At 63.5% G+C, this 19,928-nt stretch carries 24 protein-coding genes; 19 read left to right on the top strand and 5 right to left on the bottom strand.

Annotated features, from left to right (window positions below; translation table 11 throughout):
* Positions 1-21 precede the first annotated feature (21 nt).
* Both EZV60_RS09250 and EZV60_RS09255 read right to left on the bottom strand, forming a co-directional pair.
* Positions 22-231, bottom strand: coding sequence for a hypothetical protein (locus EZV60_RS09250; RefSeq protein ID WP_135504734.1), 210 nt, complete (start codon positions 229-231; stop codon positions 22-24).
* Complete coding sequence (locus EZV60_RS09255) at positions 228-1,193, bottom strand: hypothetical protein (protein WP_135504736.1); 966 nt, start codon at positions 1,191-1,193, stop codon at positions 228-230. The genes EZV60_RS09250 and EZV60_RS09255 overlap by 4 nt, the downstream gene beginning before the upstream one ends.
* A 210-nt stretch (positions 1,194-1,403) precedes the next feature.
* Between EZV60_RS09255 and rimK the strand changes: the two genes are divergently transcribed.
* The 8 genes from rimK to tpiA all read left to right on the top strand — a co-directional run bounded on the left by rimK (position 1,404) and on the right by tpiA (position 7,192).
* Positions 1,404-2,831, top strand: a complete 1,428-nt coding sequence (rimK, locus tag EZV60_RS09260; RefSeq protein ID WP_135504739.1) for a 30S ribosomal protein S6--L-glutamate ligase — start codon at positions 1,404-1,406, stop codon at positions 2,829-2,831.
* A gap of 186 nt (positions 2,832-3,017) precedes the next feature.
* A complete protein-coding gene (locus tag EZV60_RS09265) occupies positions 3,018-3,311 on the top strand; it encodes an antibiotic biosynthesis monooxygenase family protein (RefSeq protein WP_135504741.1) in 294 nt (97 codons plus the stop codon).
* Between the two features lie 42 nt (positions 3,312-3,353).
* Entirely contained in the window at positions 3,354-3,812 is a 459-nt protein-coding gene (locus EZV60_RS09270; RefSeq protein WP_135504743.1) for a GFA family protein, read from the top strand.
* A gap of 391 nt (positions 3,813-4,203) precedes the next feature.
* Complete coding sequence (locus EZV60_RS09275; RefSeq protein ID WP_135504745.1) at positions 4,204-4,566, top strand: SUF system Fe-S cluster assembly protein; 363 nt, start codon at positions 4,204-4,206, stop codon at positions 4,564-4,566.
* A gap of 50 nt (positions 4,567-4,616) precedes the next feature.
* Complete coding sequence (locus tag EZV60_RS09280) at positions 4,617-5,282, top strand: SatD family protein (protein WP_135504747.1); 666 nt, start codon at positions 4,617-4,619, stop codon at positions 5,280-5,282.
* Positions 5,279-5,998: a DUF3307 domain-containing protein gene (locus tag EZV60_RS09285; protein WP_135504749.1), complete on the top strand. Its 720-nt coding sequence runs from the start codon at positions 5,279-5,281 to the stop codon at positions 5,996-5,998. The genes EZV60_RS09280 and EZV60_RS09285 overlap by 4 nt, the downstream gene beginning before the upstream one ends.
* 30 nt (positions 5,999-6,028) lie before the next feature.
* Entirely contained in the window at positions 6,029-6,379 is a 351-nt protein-coding gene (locus EZV60_RS09290) for a HesB/IscA family protein (protein ID WP_135504751.1), read from the top strand.
* A 63-nt stretch (positions 6,380-6,442) separates the two neighbouring features.
* Positions 6,443-7,192 (top strand): triose-phosphate isomerase, encoded by a 750-nt coding sequence (tpiA, locus tag EZV60_RS09295; RefSeq protein ID WP_135504753.1) that lies wholly within the window; start codon positions 6,443-6,445, stop codon positions 7,190-7,192.
* On the opposite strand, the gene EZV60_RS09300 is transcribed toward tpiA, so the two are convergent.
* The gene (locus EZV60_RS09300; protein WP_135504755.1) at positions 7,189-7,659 is read right to left on the bottom strand and encodes an Lrp/AsnC family transcriptional regulator; all 471 of its coding nucleotides are present in this window, start codon (positions 7,657-7,659) and stop codon (positions 7,189-7,191) included. The two genes, tpiA and EZV60_RS09300, sit on opposite strands and share 4 nt — an antisense overlap.
* A gap of 146 nt (positions 7,660-7,805) precedes the next feature.
* Between EZV60_RS09300 and cysG the strand changes: the two genes are divergently transcribed.
* Genes cysG through EZV60_RS09330 form a run of 6 tightly spaced genes read left to right on the top strand, consistent with a single transcriptional unit; the run spans position 7,806 to position 13,240 of the window.
* The gene (cysG, locus tag EZV60_RS09305; protein WP_135504757.1) at positions 7,806-9,200 is read left to right on the top strand and encodes a siroheme synthase CysG; all 1,395 of its coding nucleotides are present in this window, start codon (positions 7,806-7,808) and stop codon (positions 9,198-9,200) included.
* Positions 9,200-9,499, top strand: coding sequence for a DUF2849 domain-containing protein (locus tag EZV60_RS09310; protein ID WP_135504759.1), 300 nt, complete (start codon positions 9,200-9,202; stop codon positions 9,497-9,499). The genes cysG and EZV60_RS09310 overlap by 1 nt, the downstream gene beginning before the upstream one ends.
* Before the next feature lie 2 nt (positions 9,500-9,501).
* Positions 9,502-11,169 carry a nitrite/sulfite reductase gene (locus EZV60_RS09315; protein WP_135504761.1) on the top strand — a complete coding sequence of 556 codons (1,668 nt, stop codon included), beginning with the start codon at positions 9,502-9,504 and terminating at the stop codon, positions 11,167-11,169.
* Positions 11,138-11,890, top strand: a complete 753-nt coding sequence (locus EZV60_RS09320) for a phosphoadenylyl-sulfate reductase (RefSeq protein ID WP_425353561.1) — start codon at positions 11,138-11,140, stop codon at positions 11,888-11,890. Before EZV60_RS09315 ends, EZV60_RS09320 begins: the two co-directional genes overlap by 32 nt.
* The gene (locus tag EZV60_RS09325) at positions 11,887-12,324 is read left to right on the top strand and encodes a DUF934 domain-containing protein (RefSeq protein WP_135504763.1); all 438 of its coding nucleotides are present in this window, start codon (positions 11,887-11,889) and stop codon (positions 12,322-12,324) included. The genes EZV60_RS09320 and EZV60_RS09325 overlap by 4 nt, the downstream gene beginning before the upstream one ends.
* A gap of 58 nt (positions 12,325-12,382) precedes the next feature.
* Positions 12,383-13,240, top strand: coding sequence for a ferredoxin--NADP reductase (locus EZV60_RS09330; protein WP_425353562.1), 858 nt, complete (start codon positions 12,383-12,385; stop codon positions 13,238-13,240).
* 77 nt (positions 13,241-13,317) lie between these two features.
* Here the strand turns inward: EZV60_RS09330 and EZV60_RS09335 are convergent, their stop codons facing one another.
* Positions 13,318-14,358: a hypothetical protein gene (locus EZV60_RS09335; RefSeq protein WP_135504765.1), complete on the bottom strand. Its 1,041-nt coding sequence runs from the start codon at positions 14,356-14,358 to the stop codon at positions 13,318-13,320.
* Between the two features lie 132 nt (positions 14,359-14,490).
* Between EZV60_RS09335 and infC the strand changes: the two genes are divergently transcribed.
* From infC to EZV60_RS09355, 4 genes are all read left to right on the top strand, one after another.
* Positions 14,491-15,114, top strand: coding sequence for a translation initiation factor IF-3 (gene infC / locus EZV60_RS09340; RefSeq protein WP_425353563.1), 624 nt, complete (start codon positions 14,491-14,493; stop codon positions 15,112-15,114).
* A 235-nt stretch (positions 15,115-15,349) separates the two neighbouring features.
* Complete coding sequence (locus tag EZV60_RS09345; protein WP_135504767.1) at positions 15,350-17,053, top strand: peptide ABC transporter substrate-binding protein; 1,704 nt, start codon at positions 15,350-15,352, stop codon at positions 17,051-17,053.
* 71 nt (positions 17,054-17,124) lie between these two features.
* On the top strand, positions 17,125-18,132 hold the full coding sequence (locus EZV60_RS09350) for an ABC transporter permease (RefSeq protein WP_135504769.1): 1,008 nt from the start codon (positions 17,125-17,127) through the stop codon (positions 18,130-18,132).
* A complete protein-coding gene (locus tag EZV60_RS09355) occupies positions 18,125-18,994 on the top strand; it encodes an ABC transporter permease (protein ID WP_135504771.1) in 870 nt (289 codons plus the stop codon). Before EZV60_RS09350 ends, EZV60_RS09355 begins: the two co-directional genes overlap by 8 nt.
* Before the next feature lie 61 nt (positions 18,995-19,055).
* On the opposite strand, the gene hisI is transcribed toward EZV60_RS09355, so the two are convergent.
* Positions 19,056-19,412 carry a phosphoribosyl-AMP cyclohydrolase gene (hisI, locus tag EZV60_RS09360; protein ID WP_135504773.1) on the bottom strand — a complete coding sequence of 119 codons (357 nt, stop codon included), beginning with the start codon at positions 19,410-19,412 and terminating at the stop codon, positions 19,056-19,058.
* A 66-nt stretch (positions 19,413-19,478) separates the two neighbouring features.
* On the opposite strand from hisI, the gene EZV60_RS09365 reads away from it, so the two are divergent.
* Positions 19,479-19,925: an iron-sulfur cluster assembly scaffold protein gene (locus EZV60_RS09365; protein WP_135504775.1), complete on the top strand. Its 447-nt coding sequence runs from the start codon at positions 19,479-19,481 to the stop codon at positions 19,923-19,925.
* Positions 19,926-19,928 lie beyond the last annotated feature (3 nt).

Raw genomic sequence — 19,928 nt, forward strand, 5'->3', positions numbered from 1 at the left:
CAGGGTCAGGCTTGCGGCGGCTCACTTGGGCGGCTTTTTCGAACTGGAGGTGCCGCGCAGGGCCATGATGCCTTTCCAAAGCGCGCCCAGCAGCACACCGGCCGCCAGACCCACCGCCATCAGCACCAGGATACCGCCCTCTGTATCCGGCTCGGCCATGGTGACAAGGAACAGGCCCAGCCCGAAGCCGATCGCGCCGAAAGGGCCCCATTTCAGAAAGAACTCGCTCATCCCTCGTCGGGTCCCCAGCCCATCATCGTCATGACCGGTGCGCCCCAGCGATCCGCCCAGGCCCCGATTAGATCCCACATGTCTTCTTCCTGCCAACCGTCGATCCAGAGGTCCTGACGCTGTTCGACTTCGGCGCCCCAGGCGACGAAGCGCTCGCGAAAGCGCGGCGCGGTGACGACATCGCTCATATCGACCCGCAGGATCAACGCATCCGGCTGGCCCTTGGCCGTGCCGGGATTCCACGCAAAGAGAAACGGGCCGCGCGCCTCTCGGATACGCGCCTTGTCCTCGGCGCTGACCTTGACCGAAAGCTCGACGTGATCGAGCGCCGTCTGTGCGAGGGCCAGACCGTAGTGATCGACGGCATGGGTGCATTTGCCAAGGATATCCGTCTCGGCGGCAATGGCCTCGACCGCCGCCTGATCCGTCAGCGGCCAGACCGTCACCAATTGCCTGTCGCGCGGCACCGCGGCCTCGGACGGCGTCATGAGAGCCGCGAGATACCCCTTGCAGGCGTTGAGGCGGCGCAGCCGGTCTTCCGGCAGGACGCGCGACTTGAACACCACGATGGCATAGGCCGCGAATTCCTCGGGCGGAAAGGCGCCCGGCGCGGCGAAGATGCGCGTCGCCCGACCGTCGGCGCGCTGCGCCGGAGCCGTGTCCGCTCCGGCCGTGGTTTCGGACCAGCCATAGCCCGACCAGTTGCCGGCAGGCTGGCCCGGCCTCGGCGGGTACGCGGGATAGTAATTCTGGTACCCTGAGGCCCCCGCCGGACGGTCCGCCGTCGTCACGCCCCCGATGCCGCGCGTCTGCGATGATCCGTTCGGCGCCGGACAGATGAACCGGTCGTCCACAAAATAACAGCCGGGCGCGTCGGGCCATATGGTCGACTGATCCGCACCCAAAGGCGCGGCAAACACTGTCGCGGCCACCAAGGCCGCCAATCCCTGTCGAAAAAACATCGTCGCTTCCTCATAAATCAACTTATGAAAGCGTTGCCAGCATAGCAGAAAATCCAGCGTTGAGTAAGGGCAAGGCCCGCCCACGCGACCGTCCCGGGCGGCGCGGCACCTTGAGTTCCCCTGCCAGACGTGATGCAATGGTGCCTCACCAGGATTTCAGGGGCCGCCTTTCGCGGCCCTTTTTTGAAGACCACGACGAAAGGACAGCCCATGACCACACCTCCCGACATGCCCGAACCCCTGCAATTCGGGTGGGAGGAATGGATTGCGTTGCCCTCTCTCGGCGTGCCTGCGCTGCGCGCCAAGGTCGATACCGGCGCGCGCACCTCGGCGCTGCATGCGTTCGACATCGAAACCTTCGGCTCTTCGACAAAGCCCAAGGTCCGCTTCACCGTGCACCCGATCCCGGGGCGTGACGATCTGGTGATCCCCTGCTCCGCGGCCATTATCGACCGGCGCGAAGTCGCGTCATCGAACGGCGAAAAGGAACTGCGCTACGTCATCGAGTCGAAGCTGTCGGTCAACGGGCATTCCTGGCCCATCGAGATCACACTGACCAACCGCTCTTCGATGACCTCGCGCATGCTTCTGGGCCGGCAGGCGCTCAAGGATCACATCTCGATCGTCGCCACCGACCGCTTCCTGCAGCCTGAACTCAGCTTCGACATCTACCACACCCAGAAGATCCGCGAGGCACAGCCCAAGCGCGCGCTGCGCATCGCGGTCCTGAGCCGCGAGGACAACTATTCCACCCGCCGCCTTGTCGAGGAGGGCGAGAAGCGCGGTCACACGGTCGAGGTGATCGACACCACGCGCTGCTACATGACGATCAACACGCTGGCGCCCGAGGTGCATTACGACGGCAAGCGCCTGCCCCGTTACGACGCGGTGATCCCGCGCATCGGGGCTTCCATCACCCCTTACGGCACGGCCATCGTCCGCCAGTTCGAGACCATCGGCACCTATTGCGTGAACCCCTCGTCGGGCATCACCGCCAGCCGCGACAAGCTGCACGCGCATCAAATCATGTCGCGCGCCAAGGTGGGCATGCCCAACACCGCGTTTGCCGCCTCGCCCAAGGACACCGGCAACCTCATCGGGCTGGTGGGCACCGCGCCGCTGATCGTCAAGCTGCTGGAATCGACCCAAGGTAAGGGCGTCGTGCTGGCCGAAACCAAGAAAGCCGCCGAAAGCGTCATCGACGCCTTCCGCGGTCTGCGCGCCAATTTCCTCGTGCAGGATTTCGTCAAGGAGGCCGCGGGCGAGGATATCCGCTGTCTCGTCGTGGGCGGCAAGGTCGTCGCCTCGATGAAGCGCACCGGGGCCGAGGGCGATTTCCGCTCCAACCTGCATCGCGGCGGCTCAGCCAAGTCGATCCGCATCACCAAGGAAGAACGCGACACCGCCCTGCGCGCTTCCCGCGCCTTTGGGCTGGGGCTGGCGGGCGTCGACCTGCTGCGCTCCGAGGCGGGCCCGAAAGTGCTCGAGGTCAACTCCTCGCCGGGCCTTGAAGGGATCGAGAAATCCACCGGCAAGAATATCGTCGCCAAGCTCTACGAGGATATCGAGGCCAAGGTCCGGCCCCTGCCCGTCAAACGCCGCACGGCCAAATCCGCCAAAACCGAGTCGTCGGCCTGACGTCGCACAACCCAGAGCCTTCATAAGGTTTGATTTTTCGCGCGCCTCCGGGCAGGTTTTTTGCCATATGACCTGTCCGAGAGGCGTTTTCATGCGCGAAGCGGACAAGCTTATCGCGAAGTGATACGGTCCTTTAGCTAGAGGCGCTCATGCATCCAAGAACCGCACTTTACGGAGGACGGATGAATGATCATGCGAATATTTCAAGTCGTGACCAGGCCAGGCAAAGAGGAAGAGTTCGGAAAGTTCTTTCATGAAACTGCGATCCCCTTGATGAAGGGTACGAATGGCATCGTTCATGTGCTTCCTGGTGCCCCGCGCACCGAAACACCAAGGGAATTCAGCTTCGTCATGGTGTGGGACAGCTTGGAGTCACTGAAGGCATTTGTCGGCGACGACTACCAGAGCCCACACATTGATCCCGCAGAGGCTGAGTTGGTCGAGTCACGGTCGATCAAGCACTATGAACTGGTCGAATAGAAGTTGTTGATCGCAGTTTGAATCAGCTGCTTGGAGGATAAGATGCTTAAAGGGAAATGCGGCTGCGGCGCAGTAACATATCAAATGGCGGCACCGCCAATGTTTGTGCATTGCTGCCACTGCAGCGAATGCCAGCGACAGACTGGAGCAGCCTATGTATTGAACGCTATCATCGAGGCTGATCGGGTAGAATGGGAGGGACCAACCACAGAACATGAGCTTCCCACGCCAAGTGGAAAAGGTCAGATCATCACTCGTTGCCGGGATTGCGGTGTCGCCGTGTTCAGTAGCTACATGATCCGCCTCGGCAAGCTAAGATACGTGCGTGTCGGAACGCTGGACGATCCGGATCAGTGCCCTCCCCACGTGCAGATCTTCACAAGCAGCAAGCAAGCCTGGGTGCCACTCAGCGAGGACATTCCCATCTTCGAGGAGTTCTACAAGTTCGATGAGGTGTGGTCGCAGGTATCGCTTGATCGCTTGAAGATTGCGCTGGCCTGACCGGACTAGTCGCCACGGCAGGATGGTAGCTTCTTGCGCATAGCAACCGCGCCTTCGGCTGATTTGCATCTTCATTGTTCTTGGATAGTTCGGAAATTCTTCGGAAGCTAGTTCGACTTTGCGCCCGAAGACGTGCGTGAAGGCTGTGAACGAAAAACAAGTCCAATGCAGAGCGACCCAAATTTACGCGGCGTCATCCATGGGCCAGAATTAACTTTTGAACGTCTTGTACCTCATCACACCCCCGGTGTACGACCTGTGTACGGCTTGTGTACGGATGTCACAGCGCCCCATCCACCCAAAATCCAAAGGTTAATCCACCGCACGCCCTCTGGACCTCGCGCGTCATAAATCTTATATGTTTGGTCAGGAAACGAGGCCAGGAGCCGGTATGACCCAGCACGCAGACCCCATCGAAGGCGCGCCCCTGATTGCGCCCTCCAGCACCGATCACCCGCTCTACGATCAGGTCGTCGAGGCCTGCCGCTCGGTCTATGATCCTGAAATTCCAGTGAATATCTATGATCTGGGCCTCATTTACACGATCGACATCGACGCCGAAAACGCCGTCCACGTCACCATGACCCTCACCGCGCCCGGCTGTCCCGTTGCCGGCGAGATGCCCGGCTGGGTCGCCGAAGCCATCGAGCCCCTCGCCGGCGTCAAGCAGGTCGACGTGGTTCTGACCTGGGAGCCGCCCTGGGGCATGGACATGATGTCCGACGAGGCCCGCCTCGAACTGGGGTTCATGTAAGCAAGTCAAAATACTTGCATTTTGAAAAAGCAAGCCTTATAGCTTGCATCATGACCTCGCAGAACAGCCCTCCTATTTACGCCGTATTCACCGGCGATCTGATCGGATCGCGGGATGCCGAACCTGATGCCGTCGAGGCCAGTTTGTCCGTGCTTCGGGACACCGCCAACCGCCTCGGCGAGCAGCATGATTTCGATCCCCGCTTCACGCGGTCACGCGGTGACGGCTGGCAAATCCTGCTCCCCCAACCGCGCCGGCTGTTCGACACCTACCTCGCCCTCGTGGCCAGCCTCACCGCGCAAGACACTGGTTTGGCGACAAAAATTTCCATCGGCATCGGCCAGGTTTCTTCGGCGGGCAGCACGGATCTCTCCGATGCGGACGGGCCGGCCTTTGTTGCGGCCGGCGACATGCTGGATCACCTGAGCACCTCTTCCGGCCCTATACGCGTCGCGATTGAAGGCCCCGGCAGCACCCAATGGCAAAGGGGCATTCTGCGCATGACCGATTGGATCTGCCAATCCTGGAGCCGCCAGCAGGCCGAGGCTGTGGCGCTCTACCTCCTTCGCCCGGACCTAGGCGCGAACGCCGACCGGGCCGCCGTGCTTGGCATCACGCGACAGGCCTTCGAGGCCCGGTTCAAGAGTTCTGGCTTCCCTGCCCTCGACTATGCCCGTCAGGCCTTTGCTGACCATGATTTCGGATCTCCCGCATGATCGAAACCTTCCTGGCCCTGCTATTTGCCCATGTTCTGGCCGATTACGTGTTTCAGCCCGGCTGGATGGTCGCCCGAAAACGCAACCCGTTGGTTTTGCTGCTTCATTCCGCGCTGGTGCTGGCGCTCTCGCAGGCCGCTACTGGGCATGTGATGGCCGAACCCGTGGTCTTCCTCGCCCTTGCCCACGGCGCGATCGACGCAGTCAAGACCTGGGGCTTTCGCGATACCCTGGCTACGCATCTTGTCGACCAAGCCGCGCATCTTGTCGTCCTTGCCGCCATCGCCGCACATGCGCCCAACCTGTGGTCGACCGGGTCCTGGGCTGACCTGTCCGCCTGGCTCCCCCATCTCATGGTCCTTGCGTCCGGGGCCCTCCTGGCCACCCGGGCGGGCGGTTTCGCGATGGAAAAACTGATGGCGCCCCTGGCCGAAAGCTTCACCTCCGACGGCCTGCCGCGCGGCGGCATGCTCATCGGCCAGCTAGAGCGAGGCCTCATCTTCCTGCTGATCCTCTTCGGGCAGACCACCAGCGTAGGTTTCCTGATCGCGGCCAAGTCCATCATGCGCTTCGAGGCCTCGAAAGAGCAGAAAGCGGCCGAATACGTTATCATCGGCACGCTGGCCTCTTTCGGCTGGGCCATCCTCGCCGGACAGGCCACGGTCGCCCTCTTCGACCTGCTCCCACCCCTTGAGATCACCAGCGGCATTCCATAGATTAGGCATGAAACGGAAGGATCAAACCGCATGTTCGGCATTCCCGGAAAACAGGCCGTCACGATGACCCCCAAAGCGGCGCATCAGATCGCCAAGCTGATGGCGCGCGACAACCATCAGGGACTGCGCATCGGCGTCAAGAAAGGCGGCTGTGCGGGCATGGAATACACCATGGATTACGTGACCGAGGTCGACCCGCATGACGAGGTGGTCGAACAGGACGGCGCGCGTGTGATGATCGCGCCGATGGCGCAGATGTTCCTCTTCGGCACCGAGATCGACTATCAGGTGTCTTTGCTGGAATCCGGCTTTGTCTTCAACAATCCCAACGTGACCGAGGCCTGCGGTTGCGGCGAGTCGATCAAGTTCGAAGGCATGTAAGCATTGCGCCCCATGCCCCTGAGAGTTAACACGAAACCGATCTGATACAGGGGCTTGAACACGATGCGCAAACTGGCGGCCGGAAACTGGAAAATGAACGGGACCCGCGCCGCCCTGTCAGAGCTTGAGGCCCTGGCGCAAGCGCATCCCACCCCCTCCGTCGACATCCTGATCTGCCCGCCCGCCACGCTTGTTCAGCCGGCGGCCGCCCTTCTGGCCGACGCGGCCGTCGCCATTGGCGGACAGGATTGCCACATGGCCCGGGCCGGCGCGCACACCGGCGACATCGCAGCGGCGCAATTGGCGGATGCCGGGGCGACGGCGGTGATCGTCGGGCATTCCGAACGCCGGGAGGATCACGGGGAAACTTCGGACGTCGTGCGCGAAAAGGCGAACGCAGCCCATGATGCGGGGCTGATCGCGGTCATCTGCGTGGGCGAAACGCTGGCCGAGCGCGATGCCGGACATACGCTCGATGTCATCGGCGCGCAACTGGCCGCCTCCCTGCCCGAAACCTGCACCGCTGCCAACACGGTGATCGCCTATGAGCCGGTCTGGGCCATCGGCACGGGCAAGATGCCCACGCTGGATCAGATCGCCGAGGTGCACGGGTTTCTGCGCGACACGCTGGCCGCACGGTTCGGCGACAGCGAGGCTGCGGGCATGCGCCTTCTTTACGGCGGCTCGGTCAAGGCGACCAACGCCGCAGAGATTTTCGCGGTGGCCAATGTAGACGGCGCGCTTGTCGGTGGCGCCAGCCTGCGGGAAGACGATTTTTCACAAATTATCAGCGCCTTGCAGGACGCCCTTTAAGCCACATCAAAAGGCAACATCGTTGTCGACTTGATTTCCTCCATCGACAAAAGCGCGGTCACATTGTGCACTTTCACCTCTGATATCAGCGCCTGATAGAACGTGTCATAGGCGCGGGCATTGGCCACGACGACCTTCAGGATATAATCGATATCGCCCGCCAGCCGGTGCGCCTCGAGCACTTCCGGACGCGCGTTAAGCGCCTTGAGAAACCGCGCCTGCCAGTCCGCGTCATGCTCCGACGTGCGGATCAGCACGAAAAAACACGCCTCGAACCCGAGCGCTTCGGCATCGAGCAGGAAGGTCTGCTGTTTGATCACACCCGCCTCGCGCATCTTGCGAATCCGATTCCAGACAGGCGTCTTGGAACTGCCCACCTGCTTGGCGATCTCGTCCAGCGACTGCCCACCGTCCTGCTGCAGCTCGTTGAGAATTTTCCGATCCAGATCGTCCAGACGAACGGCCATTCCAGCTTTTCCCTTTTCTTGAAACGTCCCACATGACTTTCTGCGAAACAGGAACGTTTGTTCTTATCTTCTCAGCCATATGGCGAATAAGTGGGAATATTTTCTATATTGGGGTCAAAGTCAATCGGATCACAAGGTTCGACCTCATGAAACATTTTCCCATCTTCGTCCGTCTCGAAGGCCGGCGCGTGGTGCTTTCGGGCGGCGGCGAAGCTGCGCTGGCCAAGCTGCGCCTGCTTCTCAAGACAGAGGCGCATCTGACCGTCTTTGCGCCCACCCCCGCGCCCGAGATCGAAGGCTGGGCCGCCGAGGGCCGTTTGCGCCTCGTCCGCCGCGCGATGGAACCAGGCGATGCGACCTGCGCCGTGCTATTTTACGCTGCGGATGAGGACGACCTTGAAGACGCGCGCACAAGTGCTCTGGCCCGCGCGGACGGGGCCATGGTCAATATCGTCGACAACCTCGAAGACAGCGCCTTCATCACCCCCGCCATCGTCGACCGTGATCCGGTGACCGTCGCCATTGGAACCGAAGGTGCCGCCCCGGTTCTGGCGCGTGCGATCAAGGCCGATCTGGAGGCGCGCCTGCCCGCGACGCTGGGAACGCTCGCTCGTCTCGGCAAAGCCTTTCGTCGCGCGGCGGATGTGCTGCCGATGGGCCGCAAGCGGCGTGACTTCTGGGCCGATTATTATTTCGGCGCAGGTCCCCGCGCCTTGCAGGATGGTGGTGAGGCCGGCGTGAAGGACGCGCTGCAAGACCTTCTTGAAAAACACGAAAATGTGGCCGAGCGCGAGGGACATGTGGCCTTTGTCGGGGCCGGTCCCGGCGATCCCGAGCTTCTAACGCTAAAGGCGCGCAAGGCGCTCGATTCCGCCGACGTAGTGATCCATGACCGCCTCGTGACGCCCGAGATCCTCGAACTCGCCCGCCGCGAGGCGATCCTTATCGATGCCGGGAAAGAGGGCTTCGGCCCCTCCATGAGCCAGAACGAGATCAACGCGCTGATCGTCGAACATGCGCAGGCCGGCGCGCAGGTCGTTCGGCTCAAGGGCGGTGATCCGACCGTTTTCGGTCGTCTGGACGAAGAGATCGACGCGGTCACGGTCGCCGGCATCGCGTGGCACGTGGTTCCCGGCATCACCGCCGCCTCGGCCAGCGTCGCGGCCATCGGGCAAAGCCTTACGAAACGCGGGCGCAACGCCTCGGTCCGCCTGCTTACGGGCCATGACATGAAGGGCTTTGCCGATCACGACTGGCGCGCGCTTTCGCGGCCCGGAGAGGTCGCCGCCGTCTACATGGGCAAGAAATCCGCGCGGTTCATTCAGGGCCGGCTCATCATGCACGGTGCCGACCGCGCCACGCCCGTCACCCTTGTCGAAAACGCGTCACGCCCCGATCAGCGCCGCATCGCCACCACGCTCGACCGGCTGGTGCGCGACATGGACGACGCCGATCTCACCGGCCCCGCCCTCATGCTGATCGGCCTCGCGCCGCGCGCCGTCGAGGTAGAAGACACCAAGACAAAACAGGAGTTTGCCTGATGGCCAAGCCCTTTACCCCCAAGATCGTCACCGCCAATGCCCTGCTCGAGGGCGACGTGGTCTACCTCACCGCCGATGACCGTTGGACGCGGGCCATGCACGAGGCCGAGCTTATCACCGACGCAGACACCGCGCGCCTGCGGCTGCTGATCGCCGAGGGCCAGCCCGAAGAGGTCGTCGGGCCTTATCTGGCCGATGCGAAACCGTCGCCCACAGGCCCCGAGCCGGTGCATTTCCGCGAGGAATTCCGACGCACCGGCCCCTCCAACTATCACCACGGAAAACAAGAGGCGCTCTGAAGATGTACGACTATACCGAGTTCGACGCCGCTTTCGTGGCCGAGCGTAACCGCCAATTCCGCGCCCAGGTCGAGCGCCGTATTGACGGCTCTTTGACCGAGGACGAGTTCAAGCCGCTGCGCCTGATGAACGGGCTTTACCTGCAGTTGCACGCCTACATGCTTCGCGTGGCGATCCCTTATGGCACGCTCAACAGCGGTCAGATGCGCCAGCTCGCCTATCTCGCCGAGCGGTGGGACAAGGGCTATGGCCATTTCACCACACGTCAGAACATCCAGTACAACTGGCCCGAACTGCGCGACGTGCCGGACATGCTCGATGCGCTGGCCGAGGTGGGCATGCACGCGATCCAGACGAGCGGAAACACGATCCGCAACGTGACCGCCGACCATTTTGCCGGGGCCGCGGCGGACGAGGTCGCAGATCCGCGCCCCGTCGCCGAACTCCTCCGGCAATGGTCCACCGACCACCCGGAATTCCAGTTCCTGCCGCGCAAGTTCAAGATTGCGGTCACCGGGTCCGAGAACGATCGCGCCGTGATCCGGGCCCACGACATCGGCCTTCAGATCGTCGCGCGCGACGGGCAATTGGGTTACCGCGTGATCGTCGGCGGGGGCCTTGGCCGCACACCGATGATCGGCAAGGTGCTGAATGACTTCGTCGCGCAAGAGGACCTGCTGCCGTATGTCGAGGCCGTGGTCAGCGTCTGGAACCAGCTTGGCCGGCGCGACAACAAGTACAAGGCGCGCATCAAGATCACGGTGCACGAGCATGGTATCGACGAGATCCGGCAGCGCGTGGAAGACCGCTATGCCCTGATCCGCCCGACCTTCGCCGGCATCGACCAGCAGCTTTTCGAAGACATAAAGGCCGCTTTCGCGCCCCCTTCCTTCAAAACAGCCAGCACCGCCGTCTTCGAGACCGCGCGCAAGACCGATCCGATCTTCCGCGCGTGGTCCGACACCAACCTCGCGGCGCACCGTGCACCGGGCTATGCCATCGTGCAGGTCAGTCTCAAGGCCCACGGCGCCACGCCGGGCGACGCCACGGCCGAGCAGATGCGCGTACTGGCCGACCTGGCGGAATTTTACGGCCATGACGAGCTGCGCATCAGCCACGAGCAGAACGTGATCCTGCCGCATGTCCATAAATCCGACCTGCCAAGCGTCCACGCGATCCTGAAAAAGCACGGGCTGGCCACCGCCAATATCGGCCTCATCTCCGATATCATCGCCTGCCCTGGCATGGATTACTGCGCGCTGGCTACGGCGCGTTCGATCCCCATCGCGCAGGAGATCGCCACGCGCTTTGATGAGCTGAGGCTCGAGCACGAGATCGGCGAGCTCAAGATCAAGATCTCGGGCTGCATCAACGCCTGCGGGCATCACCATGTGGGCCATATCGGCATTCTGGGCCTCGACCGCGCGGGCGTCGAGAACTACCAGATCACGCTGGGCGGCGATCACACCGAAACCGCGGCCTTGGGCGAACGCACAGGCCCTGGCTTTTCGGCGGACGAGATCATCCCGGCCATCGAACGCCTGATCGACGCCTATCTCGACCATCGCTGCGGTCCGGAAGAGACCTTTCTGCAGACCTACCGCCGGCTGGGCATGGCCCCGTTCAAGACTGCACTCTATGACCGAGAGGCCGCCTATGCCGCCGAATGACGTCACATCGCGAGTTCAGGGCCTGAATGACTGGTACCGGCAGCATGCGGCGGTATCGGTGCTGGAGCATGCGCTCTTGCGGCCCGAGACGGGGCGCATCGCACTCGTGTCCAGCTTCGGCGCGGAGTCGGTAGTGCTTTTGCACATGATCTCGGTCATCCGGCGCGACACGCCGGTGATCTTTCTCGATACCGAACTGCTTTTCACCGAAACGCTGGTCTACCAGCAGGAGCTCAGCGAACGTCTTGGCCTGAAGGACCTGCGGATCATCCACGCCGACAGGGTCGAGGCACAGGCCGAGGACCCCGACAAAACGCTCCACCAGCGTGACCTGGAGGCCTGCTGCGCCCTGCGCAAAACGCGGCCCTTGGAGCGCGCGCTGCAGGGCTTCGACGGCTGGATCACCGGGCGCAAGCGCTATCACGGCGGTACCCGCACGGCGCTCGACTTCTTCGAAACCGATGCCGCGACGGGCCGGATCAAGGTGAACCCTCTGGCCCATTGGACCAAGGATGACGTGCAGACCTACATGGAGGAAAACCGCCTGCCCCGGCATCCGCTGGTGGCCAAGGGGTATCCGTCCATCGGCTGCATGCCCTGCACCGCGCCCGTGGCACAAGGCGAAGACATACGCGCGGGTCGCTGGCGCGGCTCGGACAAGACCGAATGCGGCATTCATTTCGTGAACGGCAAGGCCGTCCGCCAAGGAGAGAGAGCATGACCGACACCATCCTCGTGACCGATCAGGGCTTTGGCCCGGATGACTTCGACGCCCCCATCGCGGCGCTCAACGACGCGCATCCGGGCTGCGGCATCGACCTTGCGTCGTCCAATGATCCGAATGAACTCGCCGGGCGGCTGGCGGATATCCCGCTCATCCGCGTGGATTTCCCCAGCTTCGCGGACGGGCGCGGGTTTACCATCGCACGGCAGTTGCGTCTGATGGGCTATCAGGGGCGGCTGCGGGCGCGCGGGCATGTCATCGCGGATCAATACGCGATGGCGCGCCGCGCCGGGTTCGACGAGGTGGAAATCCCCGCCGATCTGGCAAAACGTCAGCCCGAGGAGCAGTGGCTTTCCCGCGCCGACTGGCGCGCGCATGACTACCAGGCGCGCGTGCGCGGAACGGCATCGGGCCGGATTGCCGCGGAATAACCCCTTCACCTGACCTGGATCAATGAGTATCAGAGGGTGTCCGTGCGAGAGCACGGGCATGACGCATGACATGAACGAGACCGTATCCTTGACCGACGCCAAGCCCGTCAAAGTTCCCACCGTTCCCGACGCCCAGACCGTGACCCAGGTCAAGCACTGGACCGACCGGCTGTTTTCCTTCCGCGTGACACGGCCCGCAAGCTTGCGCTTCCGGTCGGGCGAATTCGTGATGATCGGGCTGATGCAGCACGACGAGAAAACCGGCAGGGACAAGCCGCTTCTGCGCGCCTATTCCATCGCCTCGCCGTCATGGGATGACGAACTGGAGTTCTACTCGATCAAGGTGCAGGACGGCCCGCTGACCTCGCGCCTTCAACATATCGAACCGGGTGACGAGATCATCCTGCGCCCGAAACCCGTCGGCACGCTGGTGCACGACGCGCTTCTGCCGGGCAAGCGGCTCTGGCTTTTCGCAACGGGTACGGGCATCGCGCCCTTCGCCTCGCTGCTGCGCGACCCGCAGACCTATACCGACTATGACGAGGTGATCCTGACCCATACCTGCCGCGAGGTAGGAGAACTGAGCTATGGCGCGGATCTCATCGCGAAAATCCGTTCGGACGAGCTCTTGGCGGAACTGATCGGCGAGGGATTTGCGGATAAACTGCGGTATTACCCCACCACCACCCGCGAAGAGAGCCCGAAAATGGGCCGCATCACCGATCTCATGCGCTCGGGCGAGGTGTTCAAAGATCTGGACGTTGCGCCGCTCTCACCGGAAAACGACCGCGCCATGGTCTGCGGCAATCTCGCCTTCAATCTCGAGATCAAGGACATGCTCGAAGACTACGGTCTGCGCGAGGGCGCCAATTCCGCGCCCAAGGAATACGTGGTCGAGAAAGCCTTTCTGGACTGATCCATGCGAGAAATCGGAACGAAAAAACCCGCGCCGGCGACCGGCGCGGGTTTTTTAATTCAACGTACTGGGGCTAATCAGCCTTCGTTCGCCCCAAGCCCAAGCGCGTCGCGGACCCGCTCGAGGATCTGGCTCAGCGCATCGGGATTGTCGCGCGCCTGATCCAGCCCGGTCTTCAGCGTTGTCTTCTCCATGTCGCCAAGATCGGAGTTGTCGATCGCTTCGGTTACCTTGTCGAAATCGAACCCGTCGACGGTGAAGACCTCCTCAAGGCTTGCCATCGCGTCGCTGCCGGCCTCGGCGGTGGCTTCTGCAGCGGCATCCGCGGTTTCGGCGACCTCAGCGGCAACCTCGCCTGCCTCTTCTACGGCGGTCTCGGTGGCGTCCTCGGCCGTCTGCGCGGCACTGTCCACCGCGTCGGCGGTTTCTTCGGCAACATCGCTGGCCGTCTCGGTCGCGGCTTCGGTGGTTTCTTCGGCGGCCACGGCCGTCTCATCCGCCGCTCCCTCGGCCATATCGGCCGCTTCGCTGGCGGTGTCGGACGTGGCATCCACGGCCTCTTCGGCGGTCTCCATGGCGCTCTCCGCCGCATCGCTCGCGGTTTCGCTCGCCTCGGACACGGCCTCCTCGGTGGCCTCTGCCGCCTCGCTGGCGGTGTCTTCGGTGGCTTCTACAGCCTCAGCAGCCGCCTCTTCCGTCGCGTCTACCGCGTCTGCTGCGGCTTCTTGCGTCGCCTGCGCCGCGTCGCTGGCGGTCTCGGTCGCGGCCTCAACGGCCTCTCCGGCGGCGTCGACTGCGGCCTCGCCAGCCTCGACGGCCTCATCGGCGGCCAGCGACAGGGCCTCGCCCGCCTGATCGACAGCGTCCCCGGCCATCTCGGCGGCGGTCTCGCCAGCCTGCGCAGCCACGTCCGCAACCTCGCCAGCGGCCTCTGCTGTTGCCTCCACGGCGTTCTCCACGGTCTCGCCCGCCGCTTCGGCGGCGCTGTCAAGCTCCTCCGGCGCGGTGACCGTTTCGCTCACCTCCGTCGCGATCTCCTGCGGCGACTTGCCAGAAAACAGCATGTATCCGCCGGCCAAGATTAGAAGGGCGACGAGCACCCAAATCAGGTTTCTCATGGTCCAGGACCCCCTTGATTGCCGCGTTCCACGCCGGGAACGCGCGTTTGCATTCATATTAAGCGCAGATGGCCTCCGCACGCAAAAGGTGCAAGCGGAATTTCCACCGACATCGGCCCGCTTCTGCCGATTTTGCCGCTTGAATCGCCCCTCGCCCGGCGCTACTTTCCAGCCTCGAACAGCAACTATTCCGGAAGGATCAAGACCATAGCCCGCAGACCGCACAACGCGCCGCCGACGCGCGACACAGGACCCAGAGTCAACGACCGTATCCGCTGCCCCGAAATCCGCCTAATCGGCGCAGATGGTGAAAATGTCGGGGTGGTCTCTCCGGAAAAGGGTATGGAGCTGGCCGAGCAGGCCGGGCTCGATCTGGTCGAAATCTCCCCCAACGCGACCCCGCCGGTTTGCAAGGTGATGGATTACGGCAAGTTCAAGTACGAACAGCAAAAGCGCGAATCCGAAGCGCGCAAGAAGCAGAAAATCGTCGAGGTGAAGGAGGTGAAGTTCCGCCCCAACACCGACACGCACGATTACGACGTGAAGATGCGCAACGTGATGCGCTTTCTCGAACATGGTGACAAGGTCAAGGTCACGCTGCGCTTCCGTGGCCGTGAAATGGCGCACCAGGATCTCGGCCGCGATCTGCTGCAGCGCGTGGCGACCGATGTCGAGGGCGTCGGCAAAATCGAGAACATGCCCAAGATGGAAGGCCGCCAGATGATCATGATCATCGGTCCGGCCGGCAATAAATAAAGGCATTTCGTAGTCCACGACACGCGGAAATTGATTGGAAAGGCGCGCCGCTTTCGCAAAAAGGGCGCGCCTTGCACTTTTTCCGGACCGGTGGTTCTATGCCCCGGTAGTTAGGTGGTACGTGCGTTTTTTCTAGGCTCCAGCAGGTTCGCGACCATCCTCCGATGCGCCGGTTCAGGCCGCTGTGGCATGACCCCAGAGGCGGATCGAACCGCCCGTGACAGGAGCGCCTGCAATGCATATCTCCCGTTACCTGATCGGTGCGCTGGCCGCACTTGGTCTTGGTCAGGCGGCGCTGGCTGACCGTGGAACCGACGGTCAGGTCAACATCCTCTACTGGCAGGCGCCTTCGATCCTCAATCCCTATCTCTCGGGCGGCACTAAGGATCTCGAGGCGGCAAGCGTCGTCCTCGAACCGCTCGCACGTTACGACGAAACCGGCACCATGGTGCCTTGGCTGGCCGAGCGGATCCCGACGCTTGAGAACGGCGATGTGGCCGAGGATCTGACATCCATTAGCTGGCGCCTACGGAACGGCCTTTTGTGGTCCGACGGCACGCCTGTGACCTCGCGCGATGTGCAATTCACCTGGGAATACTGCACCGCGCCGGGCGGCGGCTGCGCCCAGATCGAGAAATACGGCGGGATCACCGCCATAGACACGCCCGATGCCCGCACGGTCGTCGTCCATTTCGACGGGCCAAAGCCCTTTCCCTATACCGCCTTCGTCGGTGCGCAATCTCCGATCCTGCAACACGCGCAGTTCGCCGACTGCACAGGTCCGCGCGCGCCCGAATGCACGGCAGAGAATTTCGCCCCGATCGGCACAGGCCCCTTCGCGGTCGAGGAATTCCGCCCCAATGACGTGGTGACCTACACCGCCAATCCGAATTACCGCGATCCGGACAAGCCCGCGTTCGCGCGCGTTCTGCTCAAGGGTGGCGGCGATGCCACGGCGGCGGGGCGCGCGGTGCTCGAAACCGGCGAATTCGACTACGCGTGGAACCTGCAACTGGCCCCCGACGTGCTCGACCGGATGGAAAGCGCAGGACTGGGGCAAGTCATTTCCACCTTCGGCGCGCTGGTAGAACGCATCGTGCTCAATCTCACCGATCCCGCGCCGGAACACGGCAATGAGCGGTCCACAAGGGCGCACCCGCACCCTTTCCTGACCGACCCCGCGGTGCGAGAGGCGCTGAGCCTCGCCATCGACCGCCCGCTTCTGGTCGAGCTGGGCTATGGGCCGGCCGGGCGCGTTACCTGCAACATCGTCCCCGCGCCCGAAATCTATGCTTCGGACGCCAATGACGCCTGCAAACTTCAGGATATCGCCCGGGCCAACGCGCTGCTCGACGCGGCAGGCTGGGTTGACAGCGATGCCGACGGCGTGCGCGACAAGGACGGCGCGGCCCTGCGGATGCTGTTCCAGACCTCGACCAACGCCGTACGCCAGGACTTCCAGGCGCTGATCAAGCAATGGTGGTCGGAAATCGGCGTCGCGACCGAGCTGCGCAACATCGACGCCAGCGTGTTTTTCGGCAGCGACCCGGGCAGCCCGGACACCTTCCAGAAATTCTTTGCCGATGCCGAGATGTTCGCCAACAATTTCGACGGCACCGATCCCGAGGCCTATCTTGCCAACTGGCATTGCGACCAGATCCCGACGCCCGAGAACCAGTGGCAGGGCAGCAATATCCCGCGCTACTGCTCGGGGGCCTACAACGCCCTCGTGGACCAGATGCGCCGCACCGGCGATCTGGAAAAACGCGCCGAGCTCGCCCGCGCGATGAACGACACGCTAATGCAGGAGTTCATTCTGCTGCCGCTGGTCGACCGGGGCCGCGTGTCGGCTAATGCCAACAGCCTCGGCGGCGTGCGGCTCAATATCTGGGACAGCGAATTGTGGAATATCGCGGACTGGTATCGCAAGGACGGCTGACGCCCACGTTGCACAGCGCCGGACCCCGGTCCATAGTTGCCCGCATCTGACCCTCAAAGGCCGCCCCGCGCATGCTGAGCTACACGATCCGACGGCTGGCGCTTGCCATCCCGACGCTTCTGGTCATCTCGCTCATCATCTTTCTGCTGCTCGATCTGGCGCCGGGCGATCCCATGGCGCAGGTGCCCCTGACGGTACCGCCCGAGGTCAAGGCGCAGATGCGCGAGGCCTTGGGTCTCGGCGAGCAGGTTCATATCCGCTACTGGAAATGGCTGGTGCAGATGACTTGGGTCGAACCGCAGGTGCTGATCGATCACCTCTTCGGCACCTCGCTCTCCGAGGGCAAGCTGCGCATTCTCAGCTGGCAGCATCGCGGCCCGGTGATGGACGTGGTGGTCCAACGCCTGCCGCAGACGCTCTGGGTCGTGGGCACGGCCTATCTGGTCGGTATTCTCATTGCCCTGCCCATCGGCATTTGGTCGGCATACCGGCGTGCCTCGCTTTTCGATCAGGCGGGCACCTTCGTCACCGTTGTGGGCTATGCCATGCCGCCCTTCTTCACCGGCCCGCTCGTCATTTTCATCTTCTCGGTACAGCTTGGCTGGCTCCCCTCGATCTACGACACCACCCACCGCGTGACCGACTGGAATAGTTTCACGGTGCAGCTTCGCCAGATGGTGCTGCCGGTGATGGTGCTGGCGCTCCAGACCACGGCGCAGATCTCGCGCTACATGCGCGCAGCCGTGCTCGACTCGCTGGGGCAGGATTACGTGCGCACCGCGCGCGCCAAGGGGCTGCCAGAGGCCGCGGTGCTGGGCGTGCACGTGCTGCGCAACGCGCTCATCCCTGTGGTGACGGTGATCGCGCTCGGCCTGCCGGCGGTTTTCGGCGGCGCGATCATCACCGAACAGATCTTTTCCGTGAACGGCATCGGGGCACAGCTGATCGGGGCGATCCGCGCCGGCGATCTGCCAACCGTGCACACGATCACCTTCATCTTCGCCGTGCTGATCGTTCTGGCCAATCTTCTGGCCGATCTGCTCTACGGCTGGCTCGATCCGCGGATCCGCTATGAGTGAGCGCGCCTCCCTCCTCCGCCGCCTCGCGCGGCACCCCGGTGCCGCCACTGGCGGCGTGCTGTTCGCGGCCATCCTGGCGGCGGTCTGGCTCGGCCCGCTTCTCTGGCCGCTGGCGCCCGATGTGATCGACGTGCGCGCGCGCAACCTCGGGCCCGGCCTCGCCCATCCGCTAGGTACCGATCAGCTGGGGCGCGATACGCTGGCAAGGGTTCTGGCGGGCGGGCGCCTGTCGCTCTCGGTCGGGCTCGCCGCCATGGCGATCGCGCTCGGCCTCGGCACGCTCATCGGCGTCTGCGCGGGGTTTTTCCGCCGGCTCGACGGGCCACTCATGCGGCTCACCGATCTCTTCCTCGCGCTGCCGCTCCTGCCGCTCTTGCTGGTCATGCTGCTGCTCTTCCGCGACAGTCTCGCGGGAATTTTCGGCCCCGAGGGCGGGATCTTCGTGCTCGTGGTGGGCGCCATCGGCCTGACCAGTTGGATGCCCACCGCGCGGATCGTGCGCGGCGATACGCTGGCGCTGAAGGAGCGCGAATTCGTTCTGGCCGCCCGCGCCGCGGGCACCGGCCCCATCGGCCTGATGACGCGCCACATCCTGCCCAACGTGCTCTCGCCCATTCTCGTCTCCGCCGCGCTGGGGCTTGCGACCGCCATCGTCACCGAAAGCGCGCTCAGCTTTCTGGGCCTGGGTTTTCCGCCTGATTTCCCCAGCTGGGGCCGGCTTCTCAGCGACGCCACGATCTATCTCGCCGATTATCCCGAACGCGTGATCGCACCCGGCCTTGCCATCTCGCTGACCGTGCTCTCGGTCACCTATCTCGGCGACGGGCTGCGCGACGCGCTCGATCCGCGCCTCGGGCGCTGAGCGCGCCCTGCTTCGTCTTGACATAGATACTCCCGGGGGGCGAACGGCCCCCTGCCCGGCCTCATTCGGGCGCCATGATCTCCAGTTCCGCGCCTTCCCGCACCGCCGTGTAAAAACAGCTGCGCCGGTTGGTGTGGCACGCGGGCCCGGTTTGTTTGACCCGCACTAGAAGACAATCGCGGTCGCAATCCACCCGCATCTCCACCAGCCCCTGCACATGGCCCGAACTTTCGCCCTTCACCCAGAAGGCCTGCCGCGAGCGGCTCCAATAGGTCACGCGACCCGTCTCCAGCGTGCGCGCCACGGCCTCGGCATTCATCCACGCCATCATCAGGACCTCGCCGGTGGCCGCTTCCTGTGCGATGGCGGGAATCAGACCTTGGTCGTTATAGCGCAGGGTCGCGGGATCGAAGATCATGGGAAAAACCTTTTGAAACTCTGTCTTGACCCATTACTTATGAGGCCAAACCGGAAAGGGAAAGCCATGACCGGCGACAGCGACCTGATCAAACTCTACTCCGCGCGCATTCTCGAACTGGCGGCGGACATGCCGCATACGGGCCGGCTCGACGCGCCCGACGCCACGGCCAAGCGCCGCGCGCCGCTTTGCGGCTCCAACGTCACGGTCGATCTCAAGACCGAAGGCGACAGGATCACCGACTATGCCGCCGACGTGAAGGCCTGCGCGCTCGGTCAAGCCGCCGCCAGCGTCGTGGCCCGGGCCATCATCGGCTGCACCGAGGAACAGGTCATTGAGGCGCGCGACGCGCTCAAGGCGATGCTCAAATCCGACGGGCCGACGCCGCCTGCGCCCTTCGACGGGCTCGAGGTGCTGCGACCCGCGCGCGATTACAAGAACCGCCATGCGTCGATCATGCTCACGCTCGAGGCCGCTGCCGAAGCGATGCACGAGGCCCGCGCCTCCGCCTGATCC

The sequence above is a fragment of the Roseovarius aestuariivivens genome (genome assembly GCF_004761875.1).
In the GTDB taxonomy this organism is placed as follows: domain Bacteria; phylum Pseudomonadota; class Alphaproteobacteria; order Rhodobacterales; family Rhodobacteraceae; genus Roseovarius; species Roseovarius aestuariivivens.

Coding starts and splice junctions, on each gene's coding strand:
- EZV60_RS09280 (WP_135504747.1), top strand. CDS start 4,617: ATGACCTCGCAGAACAGCCCTCCTATTTACGCCGTATTCACCGGCGAT.
- EZV60_RS09250 (WP_135504734.1), bottom strand. CDS start 231: ATGAGCGAGTTCTTTCTGAAATGGGGCCCTTTCGGCGCGATCGGCTTC.
- tpiA (WP_135504753.1), top strand. CDS start 6,443: ATGCGCAAACTGGCGGCCGGAAACTGGAAAATGAACGGGACCCGCGCC.
- EZV60_RS09310 (WP_135504759.1), top strand. CDS start 9,200: ATGGCCAAGCCCTTTACCCCCAAGATCGTCACCGCCAATGCCCTGCTC.
- EZV60_RS09345 (WP_135504767.1), top strand. CDS start 15,350: ATGCATATCTCCCGTTACCTGATCGGTGCGCTGGCCGCACTTGGTCTT.
- EZV60_RS09255 (WP_135504736.1), bottom strand. CDS start 1,193: ATGTTTTTTCGACAGGGATTGGCGGCCTTGGTGGCCGCGACAGTGTTT.
- EZV60_RS09335 (WP_135504765.1), bottom strand. CDS start 14,358: ATGAGAAACCTGATTTGGGTGCTCGTCGCCCTTCTAATCTTGGCCGGC.
- EZV60_RS09285 (WP_135504749.1), top strand. CDS start 5,279: ATGATCGAAACCTTCCTGGCCCTGCTATTTGCCCATGTTCTGGCCGAT.
- cysG (WP_135504757.1), top strand. CDS start 7,806: ATGAAACATTTTCCCATCTTCGTCCGTCTCGAAGGCCGGCGCGTGGTG.
- EZV60_RS09355 (WP_135504771.1), top strand. CDS start 18,125: ATGAGTGAGCGCGCCTCCCTCCTCCGCCGCCTCGCGCGGCACCCCGGT.
- EZV60_RS09350 (WP_135504769.1), top strand. CDS start 17,125: ATGCTGAGCTACACGATCCGACGGCTGGCGCTTGCCATCCCGACGCTT.
- EZV60_RS09365 (WP_135504775.1), top strand. CDS start 19,479: ATGACCGGCGACAGCGACCTGATCAAACTCTACTCCGCGCGCATTCTC.
- EZV60_RS09265 (WP_135504741.1), top strand. CDS start 3,018: ATGATCATGCGAATATTTCAAGTCGTGACCAGGCCAGGCAAAGAGGAA.
- EZV60_RS09270 (WP_135504743.1), top strand. CDS start 3,354: ATGCTTAAAGGGAAATGCGGCTGCGGCGCAGTAACATATCAAATGGCG.
- EZV60_RS09275 (WP_135504745.1), top strand. CDS start 4,204: ATGACCCAGCACGCAGACCCCATCGAAGGCGCGCCCCTGATTGCGCCC.
- EZV60_RS09330 (WP_425353562.1), top strand. CDS start 12,383: ATGACGCATGACATGAACGAGACCGTATCCTTGACCGACGCCAAGCCC.
- EZV60_RS09325 (WP_135504763.1), top strand. CDS start 11,887: ATGACCGACACCATCCTCGTGACCGATCAGGGCTTTGGCCCGGATGAC.
- EZV60_RS09300 (WP_135504755.1), bottom strand. CDS start 7,659: ATGGCCGTTCGTCTGGACGATCTGGATCGGAAAATTCTCAACGAGCTG.
- EZV60_RS09290 (WP_135504751.1), top strand. CDS start 6,029: ATGTTCGGCATTCCCGGAAAACAGGCCGTCACGATGACCCCCAAAGCG.
- hisI (WP_135504773.1), bottom strand. CDS start 19,412: ATGATCTTCGATCCCGCGACCCTGCGCTATAACGACCAAGGTCTGATT.
- EZV60_RS09320 (WP_425353561.1), top strand. CDS start 11,138: ATGACCGAGAGGCCGCCTATGCCGCCGAATGACGTCACATCGCGAGTT.
- EZV60_RS09315 (WP_135504761.1), top strand. CDS start 9,502: ATGTACGACTATACCGAGTTCGACGCCGCTTTCGTGGCCGAGCGTAAC.
- rimK (WP_135504739.1), top strand. CDS start 1,404: ATGACCACACCTCCCGACATGCCCGAACCCCTGCAATTCGGGTGGGAG.